Here is a 21,074-nt window from a genome sequence, read left to right as displayed (position 1 = left end):
TGCTCTGCTTATGGCGAGTTAACGATAAACTGCTTTGTTTTATAAACCAAAACTTAGAGAATAAGAAAATTGAATTTGTGGTTTAGTATCTGCAGCAACATTTCCGTTCTGGTCAGTTAATTTTTCAGCCGCACCGATACCCACACTAAAAGTGCTAATTCTTTCTGAATTTAACCACACATAGGCCAAATCAACACCCGCACCTAAACGGGATTTAAAATCACCATCGACCTCTTTACTATCAAGATGACCAGCATAGAAACCGATATAGTAACCATTTTTGTCTGTGCCAGTAAGATAATAAGGATATCGGAAGCCAACTTGACCACCAGCGGTTTTGTCACCATTCAAAAATGCGCCGGCTTTCGCATAGGCAATGCCATACGGATTTACCCACTCACCATTTAGATGTAATAATTTTTGAGTAACGCCTGCACCCACATTCCAAGTAGATGCATTATGTCCTGCTAATTTTGCTTCCGGAAGAAACGAGTAGTCTTGAGCATGGGCCCAACTACTTACTGTCAAAACTGCAAGTAAGGGATAAATTTTTCTCATTATTTTCTCCATTTTCCCTAATCGTATGGTGAGAACAACCCTATTCTATTGAATGAGAGACTTTAACAGAATTATTTTGCTTCTTATATACAAGTATCTACAATTTTGTTGTCTGCAAAGTCAAAAAGTATCTTATTAAAATGCAATGAAACTTTGAAAATTATGCAATATTTTAAGTGCTCTTGCGTTAGAATAAGCAGCTATTTTTCTACCTTATGTCATTAAGTCGATCCTTATGAAACAGCACTTTCCTTTAAAAGATATCCAGCAAGAAAAGCGCATTTATCGAGGTCGTATCTTTTTTGCCGTAGGGATCGTGACCATCTGCTTATTAGTCTTAATTAGCCGATACGCTTACCTGCAAATTTTTCACTACGACGAATTCTCGACTGCATCTGACAAAAACCGAATTCGCTTACAACCACTTCCGCCTGCTCGTGGTTATATCTATGACCGAAACGGTGTATTACTAGCAGATAACTATCCTGTTTTTACAGCAACTTTAAGTAAAACAGATGTAGAAGATGTTGATAGTGTCATTGAGCAATTACAGCCTATTTTAGATTTAACACAAGAAGATATTGACCGTTTTAAAAGCCGTATAAAAACTGCCCGTAAAACTGAACGCGTCGCGATTAAACTTAATCTAACTGAAGCCAATATTGCTAAATTTAGTGAAGCCAAATATAAGTTTCCGGGTGTAAGAATCGAGACACAAATGACTCGTTATTATCCACACGGTGAGTTATTTGCCCATGTGATTGGCTATGTCGGGCGTATCAACGACAAAGAATTAAAAAGTATTGATAAAGACTTATATGCTGGGACCAACCTAATTGGAAAAATTGGCGTTGAAAAAAGCTATGAAGACCTATTGCACGGAACACCCGGTTATGAATCTGTTGAAGCAGATGCGCATAGCAATGTATTACGTCATTTAGGCCGCAAAGACCCTACTCGCGGTAATGACCTCTATTTATCTTTAGACTATGGTTTACAAGTTGTCGCTTCTCAACAGCTTGCAGGTCGTCGTGGAGCTATTGTCGCCATTGATCCTCGTACGGGTGAAATTCTAGCGTTAGTGTCTAGCCCAAGTTTTAACCCTAATTTGTTTGTGACTGGTATTAGTCATACTGACTACAGTTCACTACGTGACAATTTAGATCAACCACTCTATAACCGCGCTGTGCAAGGTGTATATCCACCCGGTTCTACCATCAAGCCAATGGAAGCAATGGGTGGTTTACACTACAGTATTGTAGACTGGTCAACAGCAATTTCTGACCCTGGTTATTTCCACTTACCTGGTGATTCACATAAGTTCCGTGACTGGAAAAAATCTGGTCATGGCATCGTGAATATGCATAAAGCCATTGTGCAATCCTGTGATACCTATTTTTACATTCTTGCCCATCAAATGGGCATTGATCAAATGAACCAATGGATGCGTCAATTTGGATTTGGTCAAAAAACAGGGGTCGATTTACCAAGTGAAAGTGAAGGCCTTTATCCAAGTCCTGAATGGAAAATGCGTACGCGTAAAACGAAATGGATGAAGGGCGAAACTATTTCTGTCAGTATTGGTCAAGGCGCGTTTACAGCCACTCCATTGCAGCTTGCGATGGCAACAGCAATTACTGCGAATCATGGTTCTCATGTAACACCTCATGTTTTACGCGCAACTCATGGTGCAAAACCTTTTACAGTACGTAATGCACCTGATGGCAAAATCAACTTTAACGGAACAGATGAAGACTGGATTCAAATGCGTGATGCCATGATTGATGTAATTCAATCAGGTACCGGTCGCGGTATTCGCACTCCCCTCTATCAAATTGCAGGAAAAACAGGTACAGCACAGGTTAAGAGTATTGCACAGGGTAAACGTTATAATGAAGCAGCCTTGACTGAGCGTCAGCTTGACCATGGTTTATTCGTTGGATTTGCCCCTGCTGACAAACCTGAAATTGCGATTGCAGTAATTTGGGAAAATGGTCGTCATGGTGGCTCTGCTGCTAAACTTGCAAGACCTGTGTTTGATTACTGGTTATTAACCCGTAAGAAAAACCCGATTCGTCCGGCAAATCACCAAGTAAATGGCGGGCTAATGACAGCAGGAATTAAACCAGGTGAACTTCCAAGCGGCGGTGAAAGTTCTGGCCCAGCAGCGGCTATAGCTACCACCAACAAACCAGCAGCATCAACACCACAGGCTGCTCCTGCTCGTTCTGCTACCAATGAGGCAGATGAATAATGAAAAATCAATTACGTATAATTGGTGGCGAATGGAAAAGACGAGTACTTCCCTTCGCTAGCATTGAAGGTCTACGTCCAACCCCAGATAGAGTACGCGAAACTCTATTTAACTGGCTCATGTGGGATATTCAAAATGCTCAAGTTCTCGACATCTGTACAGGTTCTGGTGCATTAGGTTTTGAGGCTCTGTCACGTGGTGCTGCATCTGTTTATATGATTGAGCCAGATAAGACTCAGGCACGATTTTTAAAAGATAATATTGAACTATTAAAAGCCCAAAATTGTCATCTAATTAACGCAACAGCTCAACAAGCTCTCCCCCGCTTAAAAGAACAATTCGATGTTGTGTTTTTAGATCCACCTTATAGTCTTGATTTATGGCATGAACTCTCGAACTTGGCCGAGCCTCATATTAAAAAAAATGGATATATTTATGTTGAAGCTGACCGAGATTTATCTCAGCTTCATCTTCCAGCCACATGGCAACAAGTTAAAACCACTAAAGCTGGTACAGTTCACGCAGGGCTTTACCAAAAAGTAAGCGAATAAAAAAGGTAGCTTAAAGCTACCTTTTTCTTTGCAAATTTTTAGTTAGCTTAAGCCAATAACTGCAACAACTGCTGCACAGGCGCCAACAATTTTTTTGCCATATGGCACATATTGGGTAAGCACAGCACCCAACACCAATCCACCAAAATAGATGAGCGCCATACCTGCAACCATACCTGTTACTAATGCAACAATATGGCCTGCATGTGCTAACTCAACACCATGAGCCATACCATGGAAACTTGCAAGCAAAGCCGCAGCAATTGGTAAAACTTTATTTGACTTTGTCCATAGGGCAATTGCTGTAATAACTAAAGAAGCAACAATTCCGTATTCAGCTATATTAACTGGTACCAAACCTTGAGCACCTATTAAAAAGCCTATAATTAAGGTAATACTTAAGGCTATGACCCCAGCAATTTTCCACTGTTTAGCCGCTGACCACAACAAGACACCAAAACCTAAAGCCATGACTAAATGATCTAAGCCTGTAAAAGGGTGAATAAAACCTGCCATAAAACCAGAATGTACGTGATCATGTCCCGGATGGGCCATTGCAAGAGCTGGCAATAATGAAAGGAGCGCTACACTCCATTTTTTCATGAAGTCCATAATCTCTCCTTAAGCTTTAAACAGCCCTTGTTTCTCAATAAATTGAATAATTTCTTCAAGCCCATCTTGTGTTTTCATATTTGAAAATAAGAATGGTTTTTCTCCGCGCATACGTTTTGCGTCTTGGTCCATGACATCAAGGTTTGCACCTACCATTGGCGCAAGATCAGTTTTATTAATAATGAGTAAATCTGACTTGGTAATACCCGGGCCACCTTTACGAGGAATTTTTTCACCACCAGCCACATCGATCACATATAAAGTTAGATCAGAAAGCTCTGGACTAAATGTTGCCGCCAAATTATCACCACCACTTTCAATGATAATGAGTTCTAAACCTTCAAATTTTTCACACAAATCATCAATTGCAGCCAAGTTAATTGAAGCATCTTCACGAATTGCTGTATGCGGACAACCACCTGTTTCAACACCCACAATACGATCTGGCGACATCGCTTCATTACGGGTTAAAAAGTTTGAATCTTCTTTGGTGTAAATATCATTTGTCACCACAGCCATATTGTATTTATTACGCAAGGCTAAACATAAATTAAGTGTAAGTGCTGTCTTACCCGAACCCACTGGTCCGCCAATTCCAACTCGTAATGGACTACGTTCTGTCATGATTTTTATCCTTTTTTCCTAAACTTAAGATCTGAATAACCGTGAATATTGTGTTTCGTGTTTCATGCTCAGCATGGCATAACGAGGTAAAGCACTACTCAATTGCTCGTCCTTCAGCTTCAAAGCTTTCTCTACCGCTTGTGGTACTAAACCATGCAAGTGCCATAAAATTCTTTGCCCAGCCATTTGTCCTAAAGGAACAGTTTTTACTGCGGCTAAAACCTGATTTTCTAAAACAGTGAAGGTATAAGCCGTAAGTACATCCATGTCGTTGAGTTCGAGTCGGCCACAAAGCTGTGCATAGACTGGTACGAAACCAAACTGCTTTTTAACCTCAACTGTTTTTTTTAAAACATCTTTAATCCACGCATTTAAAGAAAATGCCAGCTGTTGCGATTCTGCCAAAAGTTCTTTACTTTCTCGACTCGCCTTATACAAATTTGCCCAAACCAAAAATTGTTCTGAGTCATCATGATATTGCATAAGACGCTTTAATACGGGTAGCTCAAATCTTACCAACAACATCTCAAGCACTTCTTCAAAGTAAGCAATTGCCGAGGTTTCATCATGTATTAGGCCAATATCAATTGCCGTTTCTACACCTTGCGAATAACAATACGCCCCAACTGGCAATGCCGTAGAAGACAGTGTCAGTAATTGCAATAATTGCGCGGCGCTATGAATGGACATGGTGCAAAGCTTTAATCGGGCTTAAACGATGGTCATGACTATGCTGCGCATAAGCCCCACTTTCAGGTTCAAACGGATGATCGGTTTCTGTCACCGTAAGTCCCAAACCTTCTACCATTTCTGCAAGCACATGATCAGGCTCAAAATACAAAGCTGTAGGTGTCAGCATTAATGGCACATGTCTATTCCCTAAGTGATAGGCAGCTTTAAGCAAATCAAAATCGGTTTGAGCCGTGACTTGCATTAACCGTTCAGGCTTGGCATCCACACGTAATACCTCCCCCTCTTGCGTTGCAATATATGAGCCACTACGCAAAATGCCAGTACGTGGTAAATCAGCACCAATATCGATGCCACTTGCCAAAGCCGCTCGAAATCGTGATTTTTGACGGGTATCAAAAGTCAATTCAACTGTTTCAAATGCCTGATCAGGAGAAATATCTTCAAGACGTTGGGTATAGATTTTCATTTAGCTTCTCTCTCCTTATTTCTTTCATTCATATCTAAAGTAATGAGGCAAATTACCTCAATAAAACTCATCAAAATAAGAAATAGCGCTGAGCCATAGGTAATACGTCTGCAGGTTCACACATTAATAATTCACCATCAGCCCGCACCTCATAAGTTTCAGGATGAACCTGCATGACAGGACAATACGTATTGTGCTTCATATCGGCTTTAGTAATTGCACGCGTGTTTTTACAGGGACTAATTAACTTTTTGAGGTTTAATTTCTCAACCACTTTTTCATCAATTGCTGCTTGAGATAAAAAGGTAATACAGGTGTTATGTACACCACGCGGATAGGCACCAAACATTGGTCGGTAGTGCACGGGTTGTGGGGTTGGAATTGAAGCATTGATATCACCCATCGGTGCCGCTGCAATCATGCCACCTTTAATAATCATGGAAGGTTTTACACCAAAAAACGCAGGCTTCCATAACACCAGATCAGCAAGTTTTCCAGCCTCAATCGAACCCACTTCATGGCTTAAACCATGGGTAATGGCTGGGTTAATTGTATATTTGGCAATGTATCGTTTAACGCGATTGTTATCATGAAACTCATTATCACCCTCTAGAGGACCACGTTGAACTTTCATTTTATGAGCAGTTTGCCAAGTACGTAAAATCACTTCGCCTACGCGGCCCATTGCCTGAGAGTCAGAAGACATCATCGAAATTGCGCCCAAATCTTGCAAAATATCTTCGGCGGCAATGGTTTCACGGCGAATACGACTTTCAGCAAAAGCGATATCTTCAGCAATTGCCGGATCTAAATGATGGCAAACCATGAGCATATCTAAATGCTCATCAATAGTATTGATCGTATAAGGACGTGTTGGATTAGTTGAAGACGGCAAGACATTACTTTGTCCAATTGCTTTTAAAATGTCAGGTGCATGCCCACCACCCGCACCTTCGGTATGGTACGTATGAATCGTGCGATCTTTAAACGCAGCCAGTGTTTCTTCTAAAAAACCACCTTCATTTAAAGTATCTGTATGAATAGCGACCTGCACATCAAACTCATCCGCCACACTCAAGCAGTTATCAATAGCTGCTGGTGTTGAGCCCCAGTCTTCATGTAGTTTTAACCCAATTACACCAGCTTTAATTTGCTCTCGAATTGGGTCTGGCAAACTCAAATTACCTTTGCCTAACAGGCCAATATTCATAGGCAAATCATCAATCGCCTGCAACATAGTCGCAATATGCCAAGGACCTGGAGTTACTGTCGTTGCTGAAGTTCCAGCCGCAGGTCCTGTTCCGCCACCCACCATTGTTGTTGTACCCGACATAAGTGCAGTTTCAACTTGTTGAGGACAAATCCAGTGGATGTGAGTATCAATACCACCTGCCGTTAAAATTTGCCCTTCACCCGCAATCACTTCTGTTGCAGCACCTAAAGGAATGGTAATGTCAGGTTGAATATCAGGATTTCCAGCTTTCCCTATTTTCCAGATTCGACCATTTTTTAAACCAACATCCGCCTTTATAATTCCCCACCAATCCACAATCAAAGCATTGGTAATCACAGTGTCGGCAACTTCATCAGCTAAAAGTTGAGATTGCCCCATTCCATCACGAATGACTTTGCCACCGCCAAACTTAACTTCTTCACCATAAGTCGTTAAATCTTGCTCAACCTCAATAAAAAGCTCTGTATCAGCCAAGCGAATACGATCTCCAACCGTTGGACCAAACATCTCAGCATATGCAAGACGTGACATTTTCATAACTTACTACTCATCTCTTTCATTATCGTTGTTATGTCTAGTCCAGCTTGCCCATAACTCGGCCTGCAAAACCATAAACTTCTCGCTTACCCGCTAAAGCAACAAGCTCAACCTCCCGACTTTGTCCAGGTTCAAAACGTATCGCTGTACCAGCTGCAATATTTAGTCGAAAACCCTTCGCCATTTCGCGATTAAACTGTAATGCATCATTTGCTTCATAAAAATGAAAATGAGAACCCACCTGAATAGGCCGATCGCCAATGTTGGCAACTACAACTTTTAAAGTTTGCCGCCCAACATTCAGTTCAATATCAGCATCTGGAGTAATGATTTCACCGGGGATCATAAGCGTTCCTTTTATACGATTGGCTGATGAACAGTGACTAACTTCGAGCCATCAGGAAAAGTTGCTTCGACCTGAACCTCAGCAATCATTTCTGGCACACCATCCATCACATCTTCGCGCTTTAATAAAGTTGTACCGTAATGCATCAAGTCACTCACCGTCATACCGTCCCTCGCCCCTTCAAGCAAAGCAGCAGAAATAAAAGCGATAGCTTCCGGATAATTTAGTTTCAAACCACGAGCTTTACGGCGCTCAGCGACTAGCCCTGCGGTAAAAATAAGTAATTTATCTTTTTCTGTTGGATTGAGTTCCATATCTCTTTCCTAAATAGCATCTAATTTTCTTTAAGCAAAATACGTGCTCAAAAGCAGCATACTTGTTTTAATCGTTTTTTAAATACGCAATTTAACGTAAATTAGGTTCTCCAAATTCTCGGAAATTCTTCATCTAAATCAAACCAATAATGTCTTAATCTTGCTCTTATTGCCGCAAAAGCATCATGGCAATGTCGGACATCATTGCCCAAGAAACGCGCACAAATCACATCATCTAATAATGTTAAAGTTACAGGTGCTTGCATACGCATCATCAATTCGCGAATGAGTTCGAGCTGTTGTTCTAAATAAAAAGCTGAGCGATACTTTTCGGGAGCGACTGCCCAAAAGCTTCCCATTACGGCTTGATTATTCATACCTAAACATGAATGAAGCCAACGATCTCCACCTTCAAAAAACAATGTATCTGCAACCAATAATTTTTGTTCTCGCCACAACTTAAACTGGTTGTGATAGCTTCCTTGCACAAAACGCTCAGCGCGTGCCTGTCGCCCGAGTACCAACATATCCCAGCCAATAAAACTGGCAGCATGGTCAAGATGAATGTGAGTTTCTGAGTGTGCTAGAGCTCCGTCAAATAACATAGATTCCTGCGGAACCCACTCCAGAATAGACTGATCTCGCACATGAAGATGAATATGCTGAAAGGCTTGCTTTCCATTGGTTTTGTACCACTTTCCCGCACCAGGAGTCGTTACAACCGCATGAGCTTGATCTTTGGTTTCCATTTGAAAAGTAAGATGATCACCTCCTGCGATTCCTGCGGGGGGATGTACAATAATGGCGTGACATACACCTGTTTTTTCAGGCCAGAGCATTTTTTGCACCCTTACAGGGCCATGATGCTTTCTGTGACTCATTATGGTGCGCGAATTTTCAAAACAAAATCCGAGCTCTAATCGCGCATACCAAAATGGTGCTAAAGATTTTTTAGAAAACGTTTGTACCTGATTCATTCTGGTTCATATGTTCAAAATAAGTGCTTAAAGTTATAAGCAAAATACGCACCAAATATAAAAATAAGCAAAATGATAAAATTAGATACAATTTTTCGATTTTAATGAGTTAAAAAATCATCAATGTCTAACATAAAAGCACAGTAACTCTTGGAATTATTTATACAATAGCGCCCACCGTTGCTTCCATACTTACTCTCCATGAAACTTTTTTTTGTGTTAACACCACTTGTCTTTTTAACTGGGTGTATTTTTGGCCAATCTAGTGAGGTCAAACGTGCAGAAAAAATTCTCCATAATTTTGAATGTAAAAATGTTGAGACAAGTCAGATTGCAACAAGCTCAATTAATACTTACTACCAACAATCTTTAGCGGTAAGCAAAGAAAAAGCGACTTCATATGTAGAGAGTTACAAGAATGGTGAAGAGTTATTCGACATGCCGCTAGATGAAGTTTTAAAGCAACAATATCAACTTTATAAATCAGCTTGTGATTCTTTAGGTGGAGTTTCTTCTCAACCTTGATAAATAAAGGTATTCATTAATTTTAGTGGATACCTTAATTTTTCTTTTTAATTTTTATTTCTTTCTCCTTTTGATTAAATCTTACTCACTTTACCTTTTGTTAAAATTAAATTACATACTTAAACTTTTATTAGGCTCTTATATTTCATAGCCTGTTTACTTGTTTTTTATTTATTTTCCGAGGTTTAGATCATCATGAAAAAAACACTATTATCAGTAGCACTCTTAAGTATCCTTCTTGCCGCTTGTAGCAAAAATGAAAATAAAACCGACACGACAACTCAAGCATCTGCTCCAGCACAAACGACTGAAGCAAATAACAATGCTGTAGATAGCGCGCACACAGCGGAAAACTCACTCGATTGGGACGGCACATATAAAGGCACTCTCCCATGCGCAGACTGTGAAGGTATTAAAACCGAATTAGAACTTAAAGATGATAAAACCTACGAGCTGACTGAAACCTATCTTGGTAAAGGCGATACAAAACCATTTGAAACCCATGGTACGTTTACTTTTGACAAAGATAATACTTCAGTTATTACCTTAGATGATAAAGGCCAAAACCGTAAATTCTTTATCGGTGAAAACACTGCAACTGCTTTAGATATGGAAGGTAAGAAAGTTGAAGGTTCTTTAGCCGAACACTATGTTTTGAAAAAATAATTTTTTAGTTATGAAAAAAACCCGCTCATTTGAGCGGGTTTTTTATGAATCAATTCTTAGTGAGCTGCGAATTGGTTCATTGTGTTTTTAGCATCATCATGTGCTTTAAGAGCGTTATCACCAGAGAAGATTTCTTTGTGATCATCACCGATGTCAGAACCCGCCATTGCTTGGTGTTTAACACAAGCGATACCGCCACGGATTTCTTTACGTTGTACGCCAGCAACATAAGCCAACATACCTTCAGAACCGAAGTAACCTTGTGCAAGCTCATGAGTAGAAAGAGCAGCAGTGTGGTAAGTCGGAAGTGTGATCAAGTGATGGAACACACCCGCTTCACGAGAAGCATCTGCTTGGAAAGTACGGATCTTGTCATCAGCATCAGCAGCTAATTCAGTGTTGTCATATTCAGCACTCATTAATTTAGCGCGGTCATATGCAGAAACGTCTTTACCTTCAGCAACCCAACGGTCGTAAGCTTGTTGACGGAAGTTTAAAGTCCAGTTGAATGATGGGCTGTTGTTATAAACAAGCTTAGCATTTGGAACAACTTCTTTAACACGGTTAACCATGTGTGCGATTTCTTCTACGTTTGGAGTCGCAGTTTCGATCCAAAGAAGGTCAGCACCATTTTGTAAGCTAGACACACAGTCAAGTACAACACGGTCAATTTGAGTGTCAGCACGGAACTGATATAAGCCAGAAGGTAAACGCTTAGGACGGTGTAATTTACCATCACGCTTGATTAAGATTTCATCTTCTTGAGCATCAGCAATGTCAATTTCTTGGGTATCTAAGTAGCTGATGTATTGAGAAGCGATATCACCTGGCTCTTTAACCACAGGGATTTTTTGAGTCAAGTCAGCGCCTTCAGAGTCAGTACGCGCAACAATGATACCTTCTTCAAGACCCATTTCTAAGAATGCATAACGTAATGCATGGATCTTAGCGATGAAGTCTTCGTGTGGAACAGTTACTTTACCAGCTTGGTGACCACATTGTTTAGCATCAGATACTTGGTTTTCGATTTGAAGCGCACAAGCACCAGCTTCGATCATTTTCTTAGCAAGTAAGTAAGTTGCTTCTTCATTACCGAAACCAGCATCGATGTCCGCAATAATTGGCACAACGTGAGTTTCAAAGTTGTCGATTTGAGCTGTGATTTCAGCTGCTTTAGCAGTATCACCAGCTTCTTGTGCTTTTTTAAGTGCACGGAATAAATCGTTTAATTCTTTTGCGTCAGCTTGACGTAAGAAAGTATAGATTTCTTCGATCAATGCAGGAACAGAAGTTTTTTCATGCATAGATTGGTCAGGAAGTGGACCAAATTCAGAACGAAGAGCAGCAACCATCCAACCAGAAAGGTAGATATAACGTTTGCTTGTAGTACCGAAATATTTTTTGTTCGCAATCATTTTTTGTTGTGCGATGAAACCATGCCAGCAACCTAATGATTGAGTGTATTTGCTTGAGTCAGCATCGTATTCAGCCATATCACGACGCATAATCGCAGCTGTATACTTAGCAATATCTAAACCAGTTTTGAAACGGTTTTGAAGTTGCATACGAGCAGCATCTTCTGGGCTAATGTCTGCCCAAGTATTGCCGAATTTTGCTTTTAATTGACGTACTGCATCAATCGCTGTTTGATATGTAGTCATGATATTGTCCTGTATTCATTTTAGGATTTCATCGATTGAAGCCTAGAGTCACGTTACTTAAATTTCTTATGACACCAGCTGCTTCCTCATGAACACAGCTTAGACTTAGCCAATCAATTAATCCAATATCCTTTGTTAATCTTCAGTATTTATTTAAAAAATATACCAATAAATCGATATTATAGATAAAACCAAAAACCTTAACACCTTGTTTATAAAAATAAAATTATCCTAAAGGAGTATAGAGTTTTATTCTAAAAACTCACTAAGTCTTATTTTTATACAATTTTCGGAGATTTTCCACTCATTTTTAAACCTAAAAGTCAATTGTAAATTAGGCTATTTTTGCCAATGAAAAAAGTCAATTGATATGCTAGAAATTGAGAAATTACTTATAAATATATTCTATTTAAAGTTGAGACATTCAAAACTAAGCAAAGACAATAAAATCGTGCGTTTGAAACACCTTTCGCCCCTACTTAATTCCTACAAAAAATGTCGCTTTTCTCATCATTTTTTCACACAATGATTATTAAATATGGCATAATTTGAAACAATTTCAGGGTTTTATTTTCGGTATTTTTTTTATGAATCTGGAGCGAGTAGATCTTAATCTATTAATATATCTTGATGTACTTCTTCGTGAAAAAAATGTTACGCGCGCAGCCGAACAGCTTGGGGTAACTCAGCCTGCAATGAGTAATATTTTACGTCGCTTACGTAATTTATTTAATGATCCGCTTCTTATCCGCTCTTCCGAAGGGATGACCCCAACAGAACGTGCACTTGAATTACAACCTCGTATTCGTGATGCCCTTTCTGATCTCTCCATGATTTTGGAACCCCGTACCGAATTTCGCCCTTATACAAGTAATCGCGTTTTCCGCATTATGACATCTGACTATGCCGAGGCAACTTTAGTTCCTCGTCTTGTCAAAGCTCTACGCTCTGAAGCTCCAAATGTTGTACTCGACTTTCTTACACCAAGTGATGTGTCTTATAGAGATATGGAACAAGGTAAAGTCGATCTTGCGATTAATAGATTTAATGAAATACCGCAAAGTTTCCACCAGGTTTTAGTGTGGCGTGATAGTTTCAGCTGTATTCTTAATGACAAACACCCTGCTGTAACCCATTTGAATCTTAAAAGTTATCTAGATGCACAGCATATCTGGGTTTCTAAAACTGGTATGGGTGTAGGCTTTGGGGTAAATCCAGATAAACAAGGCGGTTTAGGCTGGATCGATCAGGCACTAGAACGTATTGGTCAACGTCGTAAAATTTCTGTTTTTACCCGCCACTACCAAATGCCAGCATTACTTGCTCAAAATGTTGACCTAATTGCCACCCTTCCAACTCGAATGGCACGCCTACAAACTCAAAATCCTAAACTGGTTATAAAAGATCCTCCTTTTTATATTCCAGAATTTGAACTTAAAATGGCTTGGTGCCCGTTATTACATCATCACCCAGCTCATCGCTGGTTGCGCCAACTTATTTTATTTGTTGCTCGTCAAATGATTGAAGAAGAAAACCGTGAATTTCTAACAAATAATTCGCAATTTTCTCACTATTAAGTAAATTTTGATTTAATTGTCGATTTTAGACATTATCTTCAAGCGCTGAGCAATCAATCTGATTACCTCGGCGCTTTTTTGTGTTAAAACATAGTCATAATAATGATGAACCTCGGGTGATTTGTGAGTCTCTTTCAAAATATCATTATCATCGTACTGCTCATCATCGCAGCAGGCTTTTTATCTTTAACTGAAATTGCATTGGCTGGCGCCAGAAAAGTAAAGTTAAAAATTTTAGCCGAAGCTGGCGAAGAACGTGCCCAACAAGTACTTGATCTACAAGAACAATCTGCCGACTTTTTTGCAGCTTCTCAAATTGGCCTAAATGCAGTTGCAATTTTAGGTGGTATTTTGGGTGAAGCTGCTTTTCGTCCCTTTTTCGTCACTTTAGTTGATCGCTTTTATGAAGGTCCCTGGACACAAACTATAGGTTTTGCCCTCTCCTTCACTTTAGTAACTTCCTTATTTATTTTATTCGCCGATCTCATGCCAAAACGTTTGGCAATGATTGCACCTGAAAAAATTGCAATTAGCGTTATTAACCCGATTCAAGTTTTTATTAAGGTATGTAAACCCTTAGCTTGGGGAATTAATGCTATTGCGAATCTGTTATTTCGCTTGTTTAAAGTCAATACAACACGCGAAGACAATATTACTTTTGATGATATTTCAGCGGTCATGGATGCCGGTGCTCAAGCCGGCGTACTTCAAAAACAAGAACACCACTTTATTGAGAATGTTTTTGAATTAGAAGAACGCACAGTACCCTCAAGCATGACGACACGCGAGAACGTCGTTTATTTCACCTTAAATGAACATGAAGATAGTATTCGACAAAAATTAGCAGAATATCCTTATTCAAAATTTTTGGTGTGTAATGAAAATATCGATCAAGTCATTGGGTATGTTGATGCCAAAGACTTTCTAGTTCGTATTTTAAACAATCAATCACCAACTCAATTAAATGAGTCTACCATTCGCACTGTACTCATGATTCCCGACACCCTCACACTCTCTGAACTACTTGATCGTTTCCGCTCAACAAAAGAGAAATTTGCGGTGGTCATAAATGAATATGCACTCGTTGTAGGGGTAATCACCTTGAGTGATATTATGATTACAGTTATGGGTGATTGGGTTACCCCTATTGAAGAAGAGCAACAAATCATTAAACGTGATAATAACTCTTGGTTGATTGATGGCAGTACACCGATTGATGACCTAAGACATGCACTTGAAATTGATGAGATGCCTGATGAAGAAAATTACGAGACGCTCGCAGGCTTCATGATGTACCGTTTACGTAAAATTCCGCGTCCAGCAGATTTTGTAGAATTTGGTGGCTATAAATTTGAAGTTGTCGATGTCGACCATTTTAAAATTGACCAACTTCTTGTAACTCGAATTTTAGAACAAACCGAAGTACACTCGTCAATTGATGAAAATTAATCGGTATTAATTTAAATACCCCACAAATTTAGCTGGGGTATTTTTTAATACTAAATAATTTTTTTAAATATATGTAATAATTATTTTAGATTCATTTATTCAATTTGCTCTTTCAATCTAAAAGTATTATTATTTTATTTAGCGCCCCATTAAAGCTTAAATACTGAAAATTAATAAAATAATCTATATCTCTCAACTGCCTATAAAATGATTAAGTCCCATTTACATTGTAAACAAACTTCTGTAACTTAACCCAAAGCCAATCTTTAAATGGTTCTTCTTCTCATTTCAATCATCAAAATATATATAATTTCAAAAAATGCCATATAATTTTTATTTTTATAATACCTTTATATTCTTTTATAATGATATGCATTTATTATAAGACCACTATAACCTTAATATGTATGTTCAGTATTTCATTTAAATATACCCCTTCAAACGAATATATATTAACCAAATAAACTAAATATATTATTTGTCTTTTTAATAAAAATTAATAAGAATAACCAAGGTCAGAGTTTTGAATAAACTTGTTCAGTAAAACTATAGGCAAAGGATTGATTGTATGCTGACATTACTTGGTGTTGGCATGATTTTGTGCTTCATGTACTTAATCATGTCCAAACGTTTAAGCCCTATTATTGCTTTAATTCTCATCCCGTTTATTTTTTCTCTCATTGCTTGGGGCCTAGGTCATTACTTTGAAAGTTTAAGTCACATTGAACTTAAAGGTCTCAGTGAGATGATGCTGGATGGCATCAAAAAATTAGCGCCAACTGGCGTAATGCTTTTATTCGCAATTTTGTATTTTGCCTTAATGATCGATGCAGGTCTTTTCGACCCACCGGTTAAATGGATTTTGAAAAAAGTTAAAGGCGATCCTTTAAAAATTACTCTAGGAACTGTCTTTTTAACCACTCTCGTTTCTTTAGATGGCGATGGCTCAACCACTTATATGATCTGTGTGGCTGCAATGTTGCCACTTTATCAACGTCTAGGAATGAACACACTCATCATGACTGCGCTTATGCTGTTATGTAGTGGTGTAATGAACCTAACGCCATGGGGTGGTCCTACTGCTCGTGCTGCAAGTGCATTACAAGTTGATCCAAGCCATATTTTCGTACCAATGATCCTTCCGATGATCATTAGTATTGGTTGGTTATTCTTCTTGGCATATTTATATGGCCGTTATGAGCAAAAACGTTTAGGCGTGATTGAGCTTGAAAGTCATCATGGTGACAATATTACCGTGTCAAAAGACCCTGAAGCGACGCGTCCACATTTACGCAAAGTAAATATGGTACTTACTATTATTCTTATGATTGCATTAATCAAAGGCATTTTGCCAATGTCAGTGTTATTCATGCTAGCGTTCTGTATTGCAATGCTCATTAACTATCCTGATGTTGATATGCAGAAAAAGCGTATCGCAATGCATGCAGATAGTATTTTAGCTGTTGTAGGTTTGATTTTCGCAGCAGGTATTTTCACAGGTATTCTATCTGGTACAGGTATGGTTGAGGCGATGTCTAAAGAATTCGTCGCAATGATTCCTCCAAGCATGGGCCCATATCTTGCACCGATTACCGCTTTAGTCAGTATGCCTTTAACATTCTTTATGTCAAATGATGCATTCTTCTATGGTGTACTACCAATTCTTGCTGAAGCGGCTTCACATTACGGTATTAGCCCAGAAGCTATTGCTCGTGCATCAATTGTAGGCCAACCAGTACACTTACTATCGCCTCTTGTTCCATCAACTTACTTGTTATGCGGTCTTGCTAAAGTTGACTTTGCTGACCATCAAAAGTTCACATTTAAGTGGGCATTTATAACATGTATGGTTTTGATGGGCACTGCATTAGTGATTGGCGTTTTTCCGCTCTTTAGCACACTTTAATTATTCTTCTATAAAATAAAAGCCCCAAACGGGGCTTTTATTTTTATTTATTTATATACTCAATCATGGCGTCTAAGAACGCATGAAAGTGCAAGCTAATATCTTCTTCTAAAATTTTATAGGCATTATCAAATTGCACCATTGGCCAACCTTCTTTCCAAAATGGAAAGATGTCATGTAAATCATGAGTAACTATTGCGTCTTCTCGAACAATTGCTTGTGAAATTTGTGCCAAAACTTGCGCTGTTTCTGCACCATCAATAGCTAAATAATCAATACCACGCGCTTTCAAAATACGAATTCGATCTTTTTTATAGCGAATTTTTTTAGCTTGAGCTGCATTTAAACCTAGTGCAAGAGTAACTGCCTCTACAAACTTTTCTTCAAAATTTGCATTCAATGCAACTAAAGCCTGTTTATGTGCTTCTTGACGCCCAGCTTTCCCCCCATTACGGATAATCTCATTTGCTTCCGTATCTAGCTTATCTTTTTTCATCGACTGTAAAATGTCTAAAATTTCGATATCGCTTAAAGATTCAGGAGATTGCTCAAACATAGGAGTCTCTATACATACAACTAAAGGCGTATTCTCTCATAAAAGCGCTACTAAAGCAGAGTAAAGTTTTAAATAGCCTATTATCTTGACTATTTTTATAGTACTAATTTCAGAGACTACACTCATAAAATCAGTTAATTCTTGGTTATGATTTTTACTATTTGCTAAATTAATTTTACCCTGATAATATTATTTTACCCTGATAAAAATATGCGACTAAAATGAATACTAAAATCACCTATACTGCTTTCACTGGAAGCACACTTATTGCGAGTGACTCCCTGATTGAACTTGCAAAAAAACTAAAAACTCTTCCTAAAACAACAGAAAATATTCTGATTTTTAATGATCAAACAGGTCAACAAATTGATCTTGATCTTTCTGGTTCGGAACAAGAAATTCAACAATGTTATGCTGAACCGGAAGAAATTAAAAAAGTTGGACGACCTAAACTTGGCGTAATTTCGCGTGAAATCACTTTACAAAAAAAACATTGGGATTGGTTAGATCAACAAAGCGCGAGTGCATCAGCAGTGATTCGCAAGTTAATTGATAAAGAATTAAATAACCCAAACTCTGAAGGCAATATTATGCTGGCCAAACAAGCCATCGACCGTTTTATGTCTGCCATGTTAGGCAATATGCCAAATTATGAGGAAGCAACACGCGCCTTATATCAAGGTGATCGAGATATATTTTTAAAAATGATTCAGAGCTACCCTAAAGATTTGAGAGAATATTTAACTTTAAGAACTCAAAATGTTTTCTAAACTCAATAAAAAAACCCGCTTACGCGGGTTTTTTCAAAATCAATTCAGTCTATTAAAGACGAACTAATTCCACAACTTTTTCAGCTGCCTCTTCAACGGTTTCAGCAGTAACTTCTGTATCCGTACCTTCCACAGAAGTTGTGATAACCACAACACCTGTCTCACGCAATAAAGTAATTTGCTCAGCAGTTAAGTTGGCTTTTGCAATCGCAACTACACCTTGCTGAATCAGCAAACTTTCTAAAACTTGAGCTTTCTCGATTAACTGTGCAGAAATCCCAATCACTGCTGGCTTTTGGCCCAAACGTGCAGCACGATCTTCAGCTGTTACAGGATTACTATGTGCAGTCCATTCAACGGCAGCTTCAACCATACCTGCACCAACAGTTACGTTGCTTAAGCGGTCAATAAAGATGAATGAACCTGTATAACGAGAATCTTGATATTGATCAAACACCACTGGCGCGTCGAACTCAACTACAACATCTGCAATTGCATTTAACTCAAGCTCTTCCACATGAGTATGTTCAAGTGTATTCACATTCACACGATAGTGAATGTTAGTTACTTTAGCAGGAACAGTCTGGGTACCAATCTTAACGTTGTATAACTTACCTTTCACGAGCGGATGTTCATTCATCCACACCACTGAAGCACGAACACTACGTGAAATTAATGGTTGCTCGCCAGCACGTACCAGAACGTTACCACGGCTAATATCAATTTCATCATTCAGGGTCAATGTAACCGCTTGCCCCGCTACAGCCTGCTCAAGGTTTCCATCAAAAGTAACGATTTCTTTAACTGTTGAACGCTTACCTGATGGTAGTGCAACAATCTCATCACCAACATTGATTTCACCTAAAGCAACGGTACCCGCAAAACCACGGAAATCAAGGTTTGGACGGTTTACATACTGAACAGGGAAACGGAATTCGTGTTTGTTTGATTCACGACTAATTTCTACCGACTCAAGAATGCTCATCAAGGTTTGACCCTTGTACCAAGGTGTATGAGCTGACGGATTTACAACGTTATCGCCATTTAAAGCAGAGATTGGTACAAACTGAATATTGGCTGGACGGCGATCACCTAATTGGCCTACGAAAGCATCATATTCAATCTGAATTTCAGTAAAACGTTCAGGTGAATATTCAACCAAGTCCATCTTATTGATTGCAACAACAATATTTTTAATACCAAGCAAACTTGCAATAAACGTATGGCGACGAGTTTGAGTTTGTACACCATAACGGGCATCAATCAAGATGATTGCCAAGTCCGCAGTTGACGCACCTGTTGCCATGTTACGTGTATATTGCTCATGCCCTGGGGTATCCGCAATAATAAACTTACGCTTTTCAGTCGAGAAATAGCGGTAAGCTACGTCAATGGTAATCCCTTGTTCACGTTCTGCTTGTAGTCCATCTACTAGTAATGCCAAATCTGGTGCATCACCCGTAGTTCCTACTTTTTTACTGTCACGTGTTACTGCTTGCAATTGATCTTCATAAATCAATTTTGAATCGTAAAGTAAACGCCCAATAAGCGTACTTTTACCATCATCTACGTTACCGCAAGTCAAAAAGCGTAGAAGGTCTTTTTGTTCATGTTGCTTTAAATAGGCCAAGATATCTTGGCTGATTAATTCTGATTGATGAGACATTGCTCAAACTCCACAAATTTAGAAATTGTCTTAGAAATAGCCTTCTTGCTTTTTCTTTTCCATTGAGCCCGCTTCATCATGGTCAATCATACGACCTTGACGCTCAGAACTCGTGGCTAAAAGCATCTCTTGGATAATTTCAGGTAACGTATCTGCTTCAGACTCTACTGCACCAGTTAACGGGTAACAGCCAAGCGTACGGAAACGTACAGACTTCATCTGTGGAACTTCACCCTCTTTTAAGCGCATACGTTCGTCATCAACCATGATTAACGTACCACTACGCTCTACCACTGGACGAACAGCAGAGAAATAAAGAGGAACAATTTGAATATTTTCTAAATAGATATATTGCCAGATATCCAACTCTGTCCAGTTCGATAATGGGAATACACGAATACTTTCACCTTTGTTCACTTTACCATTGTAAAGGTTCCAAAGTTCAGGACGTTGGTTTTTAGGGTCCCAACGGTGTTTACTATCACGGAATGAATATACACGCTCTTTCGCACGTGATTTTTCTTCATCACGACGTGCACCACCAAAAGCAGCATCAAATTGATATTTATCCAAAGCCTGTTTTAAAGCTTGGGTTTTCATAATATCTGTATATTTTGAACTACCATGATCAAATGGGTTGATCCCAGCTTCACGGCCTTCTTTGTTTTGATGAACAATTAAGTCAAAACCATGAGTTTTTGCCATGTTATCGCGAAACGCGATCATGTCTTTAAACTTCCAACCCGTATCTACATGTAATAACGGGAATGGAAGTTTCGCTGGATAAAATGCTTTTAATGCAAGATGAAGCATAACAGCCGAGTCTTTACCAATTGAGTAAAGCATGACTGGGTTTTCGAATTCTGCAGCAACTTCACGGATAATATGAATACTTTCAGCTTCAAGTTGCTTGAGATGTGTGAGTCTTGATTCAGTCATGAACACGTCCTTCTCTATCCATTTTGCCCATAAAATCTAGAAGTAGTATTAAACCACCACCTAGAAGACCATGTGGAGGAACGAGTGCCATAACAACTCCAATTTTTCGTGATAGATAATCCAACTACAAGCCTTTATATGGCTTATAGCATTAGTTATGCATTATAGTGATTTAAAACCGATTCCTTTTGCT

General features: G+C 38.9%; 22 protein-coding genes. 8 read left to right on the top strand and 14 right to left on the bottom strand.

Annotated features, from left to right (window positions below; genetic code table 11):
* Positions 1-39: 39 nt before the first annotated feature.
* A complete protein-coding gene (locus tag ACXM0J_RS01505; protein WP_002117557.1) occupies positions 40-558 on the bottom strand; it encodes a hypothetical protein in 519 nt (172 codons plus the stop codon).
* Between the two features lie 235 nt (positions 559-793).
* Here ACXM0J_RS01505 and mrdA point away from each other — a divergent pair, with 235 nt between their 5' ends.
* A complete protein-coding gene (gene mrdA / locus ACXM0J_RS01500) occupies positions 794-2,812 on the top strand; it encodes a penicillin-binding protein 2 (protein WP_086264899.1) in 2,019 nt (672 codons plus the stop codon).
* Entirely contained in the window at positions 2,812-3,363 is a 552-nt protein-coding gene (gene rsmD, locus ACXM0J_RS01495; RefSeq protein ID WP_086264898.1) for a 16S rRNA (guanine(966)-N(2))-methyltransferase RsmD, read from the top strand. The genes mrdA and rsmD overlap by 1 nt, the downstream gene beginning before the upstream one ends.
* Positions 3,364-3,405: 42 nt before the next feature.
* Here rsmD and ACXM0J_RS01490 read toward each other — a convergent pair whose 3' ends face one another.
* From ACXM0J_RS01490 to ACXM0J_RS01455, 8 genes are all read right to left on the bottom strand, one after another.
* Positions 3,406-3,975 carry a HupE/UreJ family protein gene (locus ACXM0J_RS01490; protein WP_086264897.1) on the bottom strand — a complete coding sequence of 190 codons (570 nt, stop codon included), beginning with the start codon at positions 3,973-3,975 and terminating at the stop codon, positions 3,406-3,408.
* Positions 3,976-3,984: 9 nt separating this feature from the next.
* Complete coding sequence (gene ureG / locus ACXM0J_RS01485; protein WP_002117800.1) at positions 3,985-4,599, bottom strand: urease accessory protein UreG; 615 nt, start codon at positions 4,597-4,599, stop codon at positions 3,985-3,987.
* 24 nt (positions 4,600-4,623) lie between these two features.
* Complete coding sequence (locus tag ACXM0J_RS01480; protein WP_086264896.1) at positions 4,624-5,289, bottom strand: urease accessory protein UreF; 666 nt, start codon at positions 5,287-5,289, stop codon at positions 4,624-4,626.
* On the bottom strand, positions 5,276-5,758 hold the full coding sequence (gene ureE, locus ACXM0J_RS01475) for an urease accessory protein UreE (RefSeq protein WP_086264895.1): 483 nt from the start codon (positions 5,756-5,758) through the stop codon (positions 5,276-5,278). Before ureE ends, ACXM0J_RS01480 begins: the two co-directional genes overlap by 14 nt.
* A gap of 70 nt (positions 5,759-5,828) precedes the next feature.
* A complete protein-coding gene (gene ureC, locus ACXM0J_RS01470; protein ID WP_086264894.1) occupies positions 5,829-7,529 on the bottom strand; it encodes an urease subunit alpha in 1,701 nt (566 codons plus the stop codon).
* 37 nt (positions 7,530-7,566) lie between these two features.
* Entirely contained in the window at positions 7,567-7,875 is a 309-nt protein-coding gene (locus ACXM0J_RS01465) for an urease subunit beta (RefSeq protein WP_086264893.1), read from the bottom strand.
* An 11-nt stretch (positions 7,876-7,886) separates the two neighbouring features.
* Complete coding sequence (ureA, locus tag ACXM0J_RS01460) at positions 7,887-8,189, bottom strand: urease subunit gamma (protein ID WP_002117495.1); 303 nt, start codon at positions 8,187-8,189, stop codon at positions 7,887-7,889.
* A gap of 101 nt (positions 8,190-8,290) precedes the next feature.
* Complete coding sequence (locus ACXM0J_RS01455) at positions 8,291-9,166, bottom strand: urease accessory protein UreD (RefSeq protein ID WP_213034394.1); 876 nt, start codon at positions 9,164-9,166, stop codon at positions 8,291-8,293.
* A 201-nt stretch (positions 9,167-9,367) separates the two neighbouring features.
* Here ACXM0J_RS01455 and ACXM0J_RS01450 point away from each other — a divergent pair, with 201 nt between their 5' ends.
* Together ACXM0J_RS01450 and ACXM0J_RS01445 are read left to right on the top strand one after the other, a co-directional pair.
* On the top strand, positions 9,368-9,691 hold the full coding sequence (locus ACXM0J_RS01450; RefSeq protein WP_171545271.1) for a hypothetical protein: 324 nt from the start codon (positions 9,368-9,370) through the stop codon (positions 9,689-9,691).
* A 195-nt stretch (positions 9,692-9,886) separates the two neighbouring features.
* The gene (locus ACXM0J_RS01445; RefSeq protein WP_086264892.1) at positions 9,887-10,357 is read left to right on the top strand and encodes a copper resistance protein NlpE; all 471 of its coding nucleotides are present in this window, start codon (positions 9,887-9,889) and stop codon (positions 10,355-10,357) included.
* Between the two features lie 56 nt (positions 10,358-10,413).
* On the opposite strand, the gene ACXM0J_RS01440 is transcribed toward ACXM0J_RS01445, so the two are convergent.
* Entirely contained in the window at positions 10,414-12,018 is a 1,605-nt protein-coding gene (locus ACXM0J_RS01440) for an isocitrate lyase (RefSeq protein WP_002117581.1), read from the bottom strand.
* 587 nt (positions 12,019-12,605) lie between these two features.
* On the opposite strand from ACXM0J_RS01440, the gene ACXM0J_RS01435 reads away from it, so the two are divergent.
* From ACXM0J_RS01435 to ACXM0J_RS01425, 3 genes are all read left to right on the top strand, one after another.
* Positions 12,606-13,595 (top strand): LysR family transcriptional regulator, encoded by a 990-nt coding sequence (locus tag ACXM0J_RS01435; protein WP_004703082.1) that lies wholly within the window; start codon positions 12,606-12,608, stop codon positions 13,593-13,595.
* Between the two features lie 123 nt (positions 13,596-13,718).
* The gene (gene paeA, locus ACXM0J_RS01430; protein WP_086264891.1) at positions 13,719-15,044 is read left to right on the top strand and encodes a polyamine export protein PaeA; all 1,326 of its coding nucleotides are present in this window, start codon (positions 13,719-13,721) and stop codon (positions 15,042-15,044) included.
* 568 nt (positions 15,045-15,612) lie between these two features.
* On the top strand, positions 15,613-16,950 hold the full coding sequence (locus ACXM0J_RS01425) for a CitMHS family transporter (protein ID WP_002117607.1): 1,338 nt from the start codon (positions 15,613-15,615) through the stop codon (positions 16,948-16,950).
* Positions 16,951-16,993: 43 nt separating this feature from the next.
* On the opposite strand, the gene ACXM0J_RS01420 is transcribed toward ACXM0J_RS01425, so the two are convergent.
* Positions 16,994-17,506 carry a hypothetical protein gene (locus tag ACXM0J_RS01420; RefSeq protein WP_086264890.1) on the bottom strand — a complete coding sequence of 171 codons (513 nt, stop codon included), beginning with the start codon at positions 17,504-17,506 and terminating at the stop codon, positions 16,994-16,996.
* 221 nt (positions 17,507-17,727) lie between these two features.
* Between ACXM0J_RS01420 and ACXM0J_RS01415 the strand changes: the two genes are divergently transcribed.
* Positions 17,728-18,276, top strand: a complete 549-nt coding sequence (locus tag ACXM0J_RS01415) for a DUF2239 family protein (RefSeq protein ID WP_086264889.1) — start codon at positions 17,728-17,730, stop codon at positions 18,274-18,276.
* 52 nt (positions 18,277-18,328) lie between these two features.
* Here ACXM0J_RS01415 and cysN read toward each other — a convergent pair whose 3' ends face one another.
* From cysN to ACXM0J_RS01400, 3 genes are read right to left on the bottom strand one after another with little or no spacing between them, the layout of a single operon-like run.
* The gene (gene cysN, locus ACXM0J_RS01410) at positions 18,329-19,942 is read right to left on the bottom strand and encodes a sulfate adenylyltransferase subunit CysN (RefSeq protein ID WP_086264888.1); all 1,614 of its coding nucleotides are present in this window, start codon (positions 19,940-19,942) and stop codon (positions 18,329-18,331) included.
* 30 nt (positions 19,943-19,972) lie between these two features.
* On the bottom strand, positions 19,973-20,881 hold the full coding sequence (gene cysD / locus ACXM0J_RS01405; protein ID WP_000140408.1) for a sulfate adenylyltransferase subunit CysD: 909 nt from the start codon (positions 20,879-20,881) through the stop codon (positions 19,973-19,975).
* Complete coding sequence (locus ACXM0J_RS01400) at positions 20,874-21,005, bottom strand: hypothetical protein (RefSeq protein WP_002117520.1); 132 nt, start codon at positions 21,003-21,005, stop codon at positions 20,874-20,876. The genes cysD and ACXM0J_RS01400 overlap by 8 nt, the downstream gene beginning before the upstream one ends.
* Positions 21,006-21,074 lie beyond the last annotated feature (69 nt).

The organism is Acinetobacter sp. GRABPA_MV_2, assembly GCF_056725885.1.
The sequence above is the reverse complement of the archived record's forward strand: the minus strand, read 5'-3'. Positions and strand labels throughout refer to the sequence as shown.

What these genes read in the sequence shown, in the direction of transcription:
- ACXM0J_RS01505 (WP_002117557.1), bottom strand. Translation starts at nt 558, where the DNA reads ATGAGAAAAATTTATCCCTTACTTGCAGTTTTGACAGTAAGTAGTTGG.
- mrdA (WP_086264899.1), top strand. Translation starts at nt 794, where the DNA reads ATGAAACAGCACTTTCCTTTAAAAGATATCCAGCAAGAAAAGCGCATT.
- rsmD (WP_086264898.1), top strand. Translation starts at nt 2,812, where the DNA reads ATGAAAAATCAATTACGTATAATTGGTGGCGAATGGAAAAGACGAGTA.
- ACXM0J_RS01490 (WP_086264897.1), bottom strand. Translation starts at nt 3,975, where the DNA reads ATGGACTTCATGAAAAAATGGAGTGTAGCGCTCCTTTCATTATTGCCA.
- ureG (WP_002117800.1), bottom strand. Translation starts at nt 4,599, where the DNA reads ATGACAGAACGTAGTCCATTACGAGTTGGAATTGGCGGACCAGTGGGT.
- ACXM0J_RS01480 (WP_086264896.1), bottom strand. Translation starts at nt 5,289, where the DNA reads ATGTCCATTCATAGCGCCGCGCAATTATTGCAATTACTGACACTGTCT.
- ureE (WP_086264895.1), bottom strand. Translation starts at nt 5,758, where the DNA reads ATGAAAATCTATACCCAACGTCTTGAAGATATTTCTCCTGATCAGGCA.
- ureC (WP_086264894.1), bottom strand. Translation starts at nt 7,529, where the DNA reads ATGAAAATGTCACGTCTTGCATATGCTGAGATGTTTGGTCCAACGGTT.
- ACXM0J_RS01465 (WP_086264893.1), bottom strand. Translation starts at nt 7,875, where the DNA reads ATGATCCCCGGTGAAATCATTACTCCAGATGCTGATATTGAACTGAAT.
- ureA (WP_002117495.1), bottom strand. Translation starts at nt 8,189, where the DNA reads ATGGAACTCAATCCAACAGAAAAAGATAAATTACTTATTTTTACCGCA.
- ACXM0J_RS01455 (WP_213034394.1), bottom strand. Translation starts at nt 9,166, where the DNA reads ATGAATCAGGTACAAACGTTTTCTAAAAAATCTTTAGCACCATTTTGG.
- ACXM0J_RS01450 (WP_171545271.1), top strand. Translation starts at nt 9,368, where the DNA reads ATGAAACTTTTTTTTGTGTTAACACCACTTGTCTTTTTAACTGGGTGT.
- ACXM0J_RS01445 (WP_086264892.1), top strand. Translation starts at nt 9,887, where the DNA reads ATGAAAAAAACACTATTATCAGTAGCACTCTTAAGTATCCTTCTTGCC.
- ACXM0J_RS01440 (WP_002117581.1), bottom strand. Translation starts at nt 12,018, where the DNA reads ATGACTACATATCAAACAGCGATTGATGCAGTACGTCAATTAAAAGCA.
- ACXM0J_RS01435 (WP_004703082.1), top strand. Translation starts at nt 12,606, where the DNA reads ATGAATCTGGAGCGAGTAGATCTTAATCTATTAATATATCTTGATGTA.
- ACXM0J_RS01425 (WP_002117607.1), top strand. Translation starts at nt 15,613, where the DNA reads ATGCTGACATTACTTGGTGTTGGCATGATTTTGTGCTTCATGTACTTA.
- ACXM0J_RS01420 (WP_086264890.1), bottom strand. Translation starts at nt 17,506, where the DNA reads ATGTTTGAGCAATCTCCTGAATCTTTAAGCGATATCGAAATTTTAGAC.
- ACXM0J_RS01415 (WP_086264889.1), top strand. Translation starts at nt 17,728, where the DNA reads ATGAATACTAAAATCACCTATACTGCTTTCACTGGAAGCACACTTATT.
- cysN (WP_086264888.1), bottom strand. Translation starts at nt 19,942, where the DNA reads ATGTCTCATCAATCAGAATTAATCAGCCAAGATATCTTGGCCTATTTA.
- cysD (WP_000140408.1), bottom strand. Translation starts at nt 20,881, where the DNA reads ATGACTGAATCAAGACTCACACATCTCAAGCAACTTGAAGCTGAAAGT.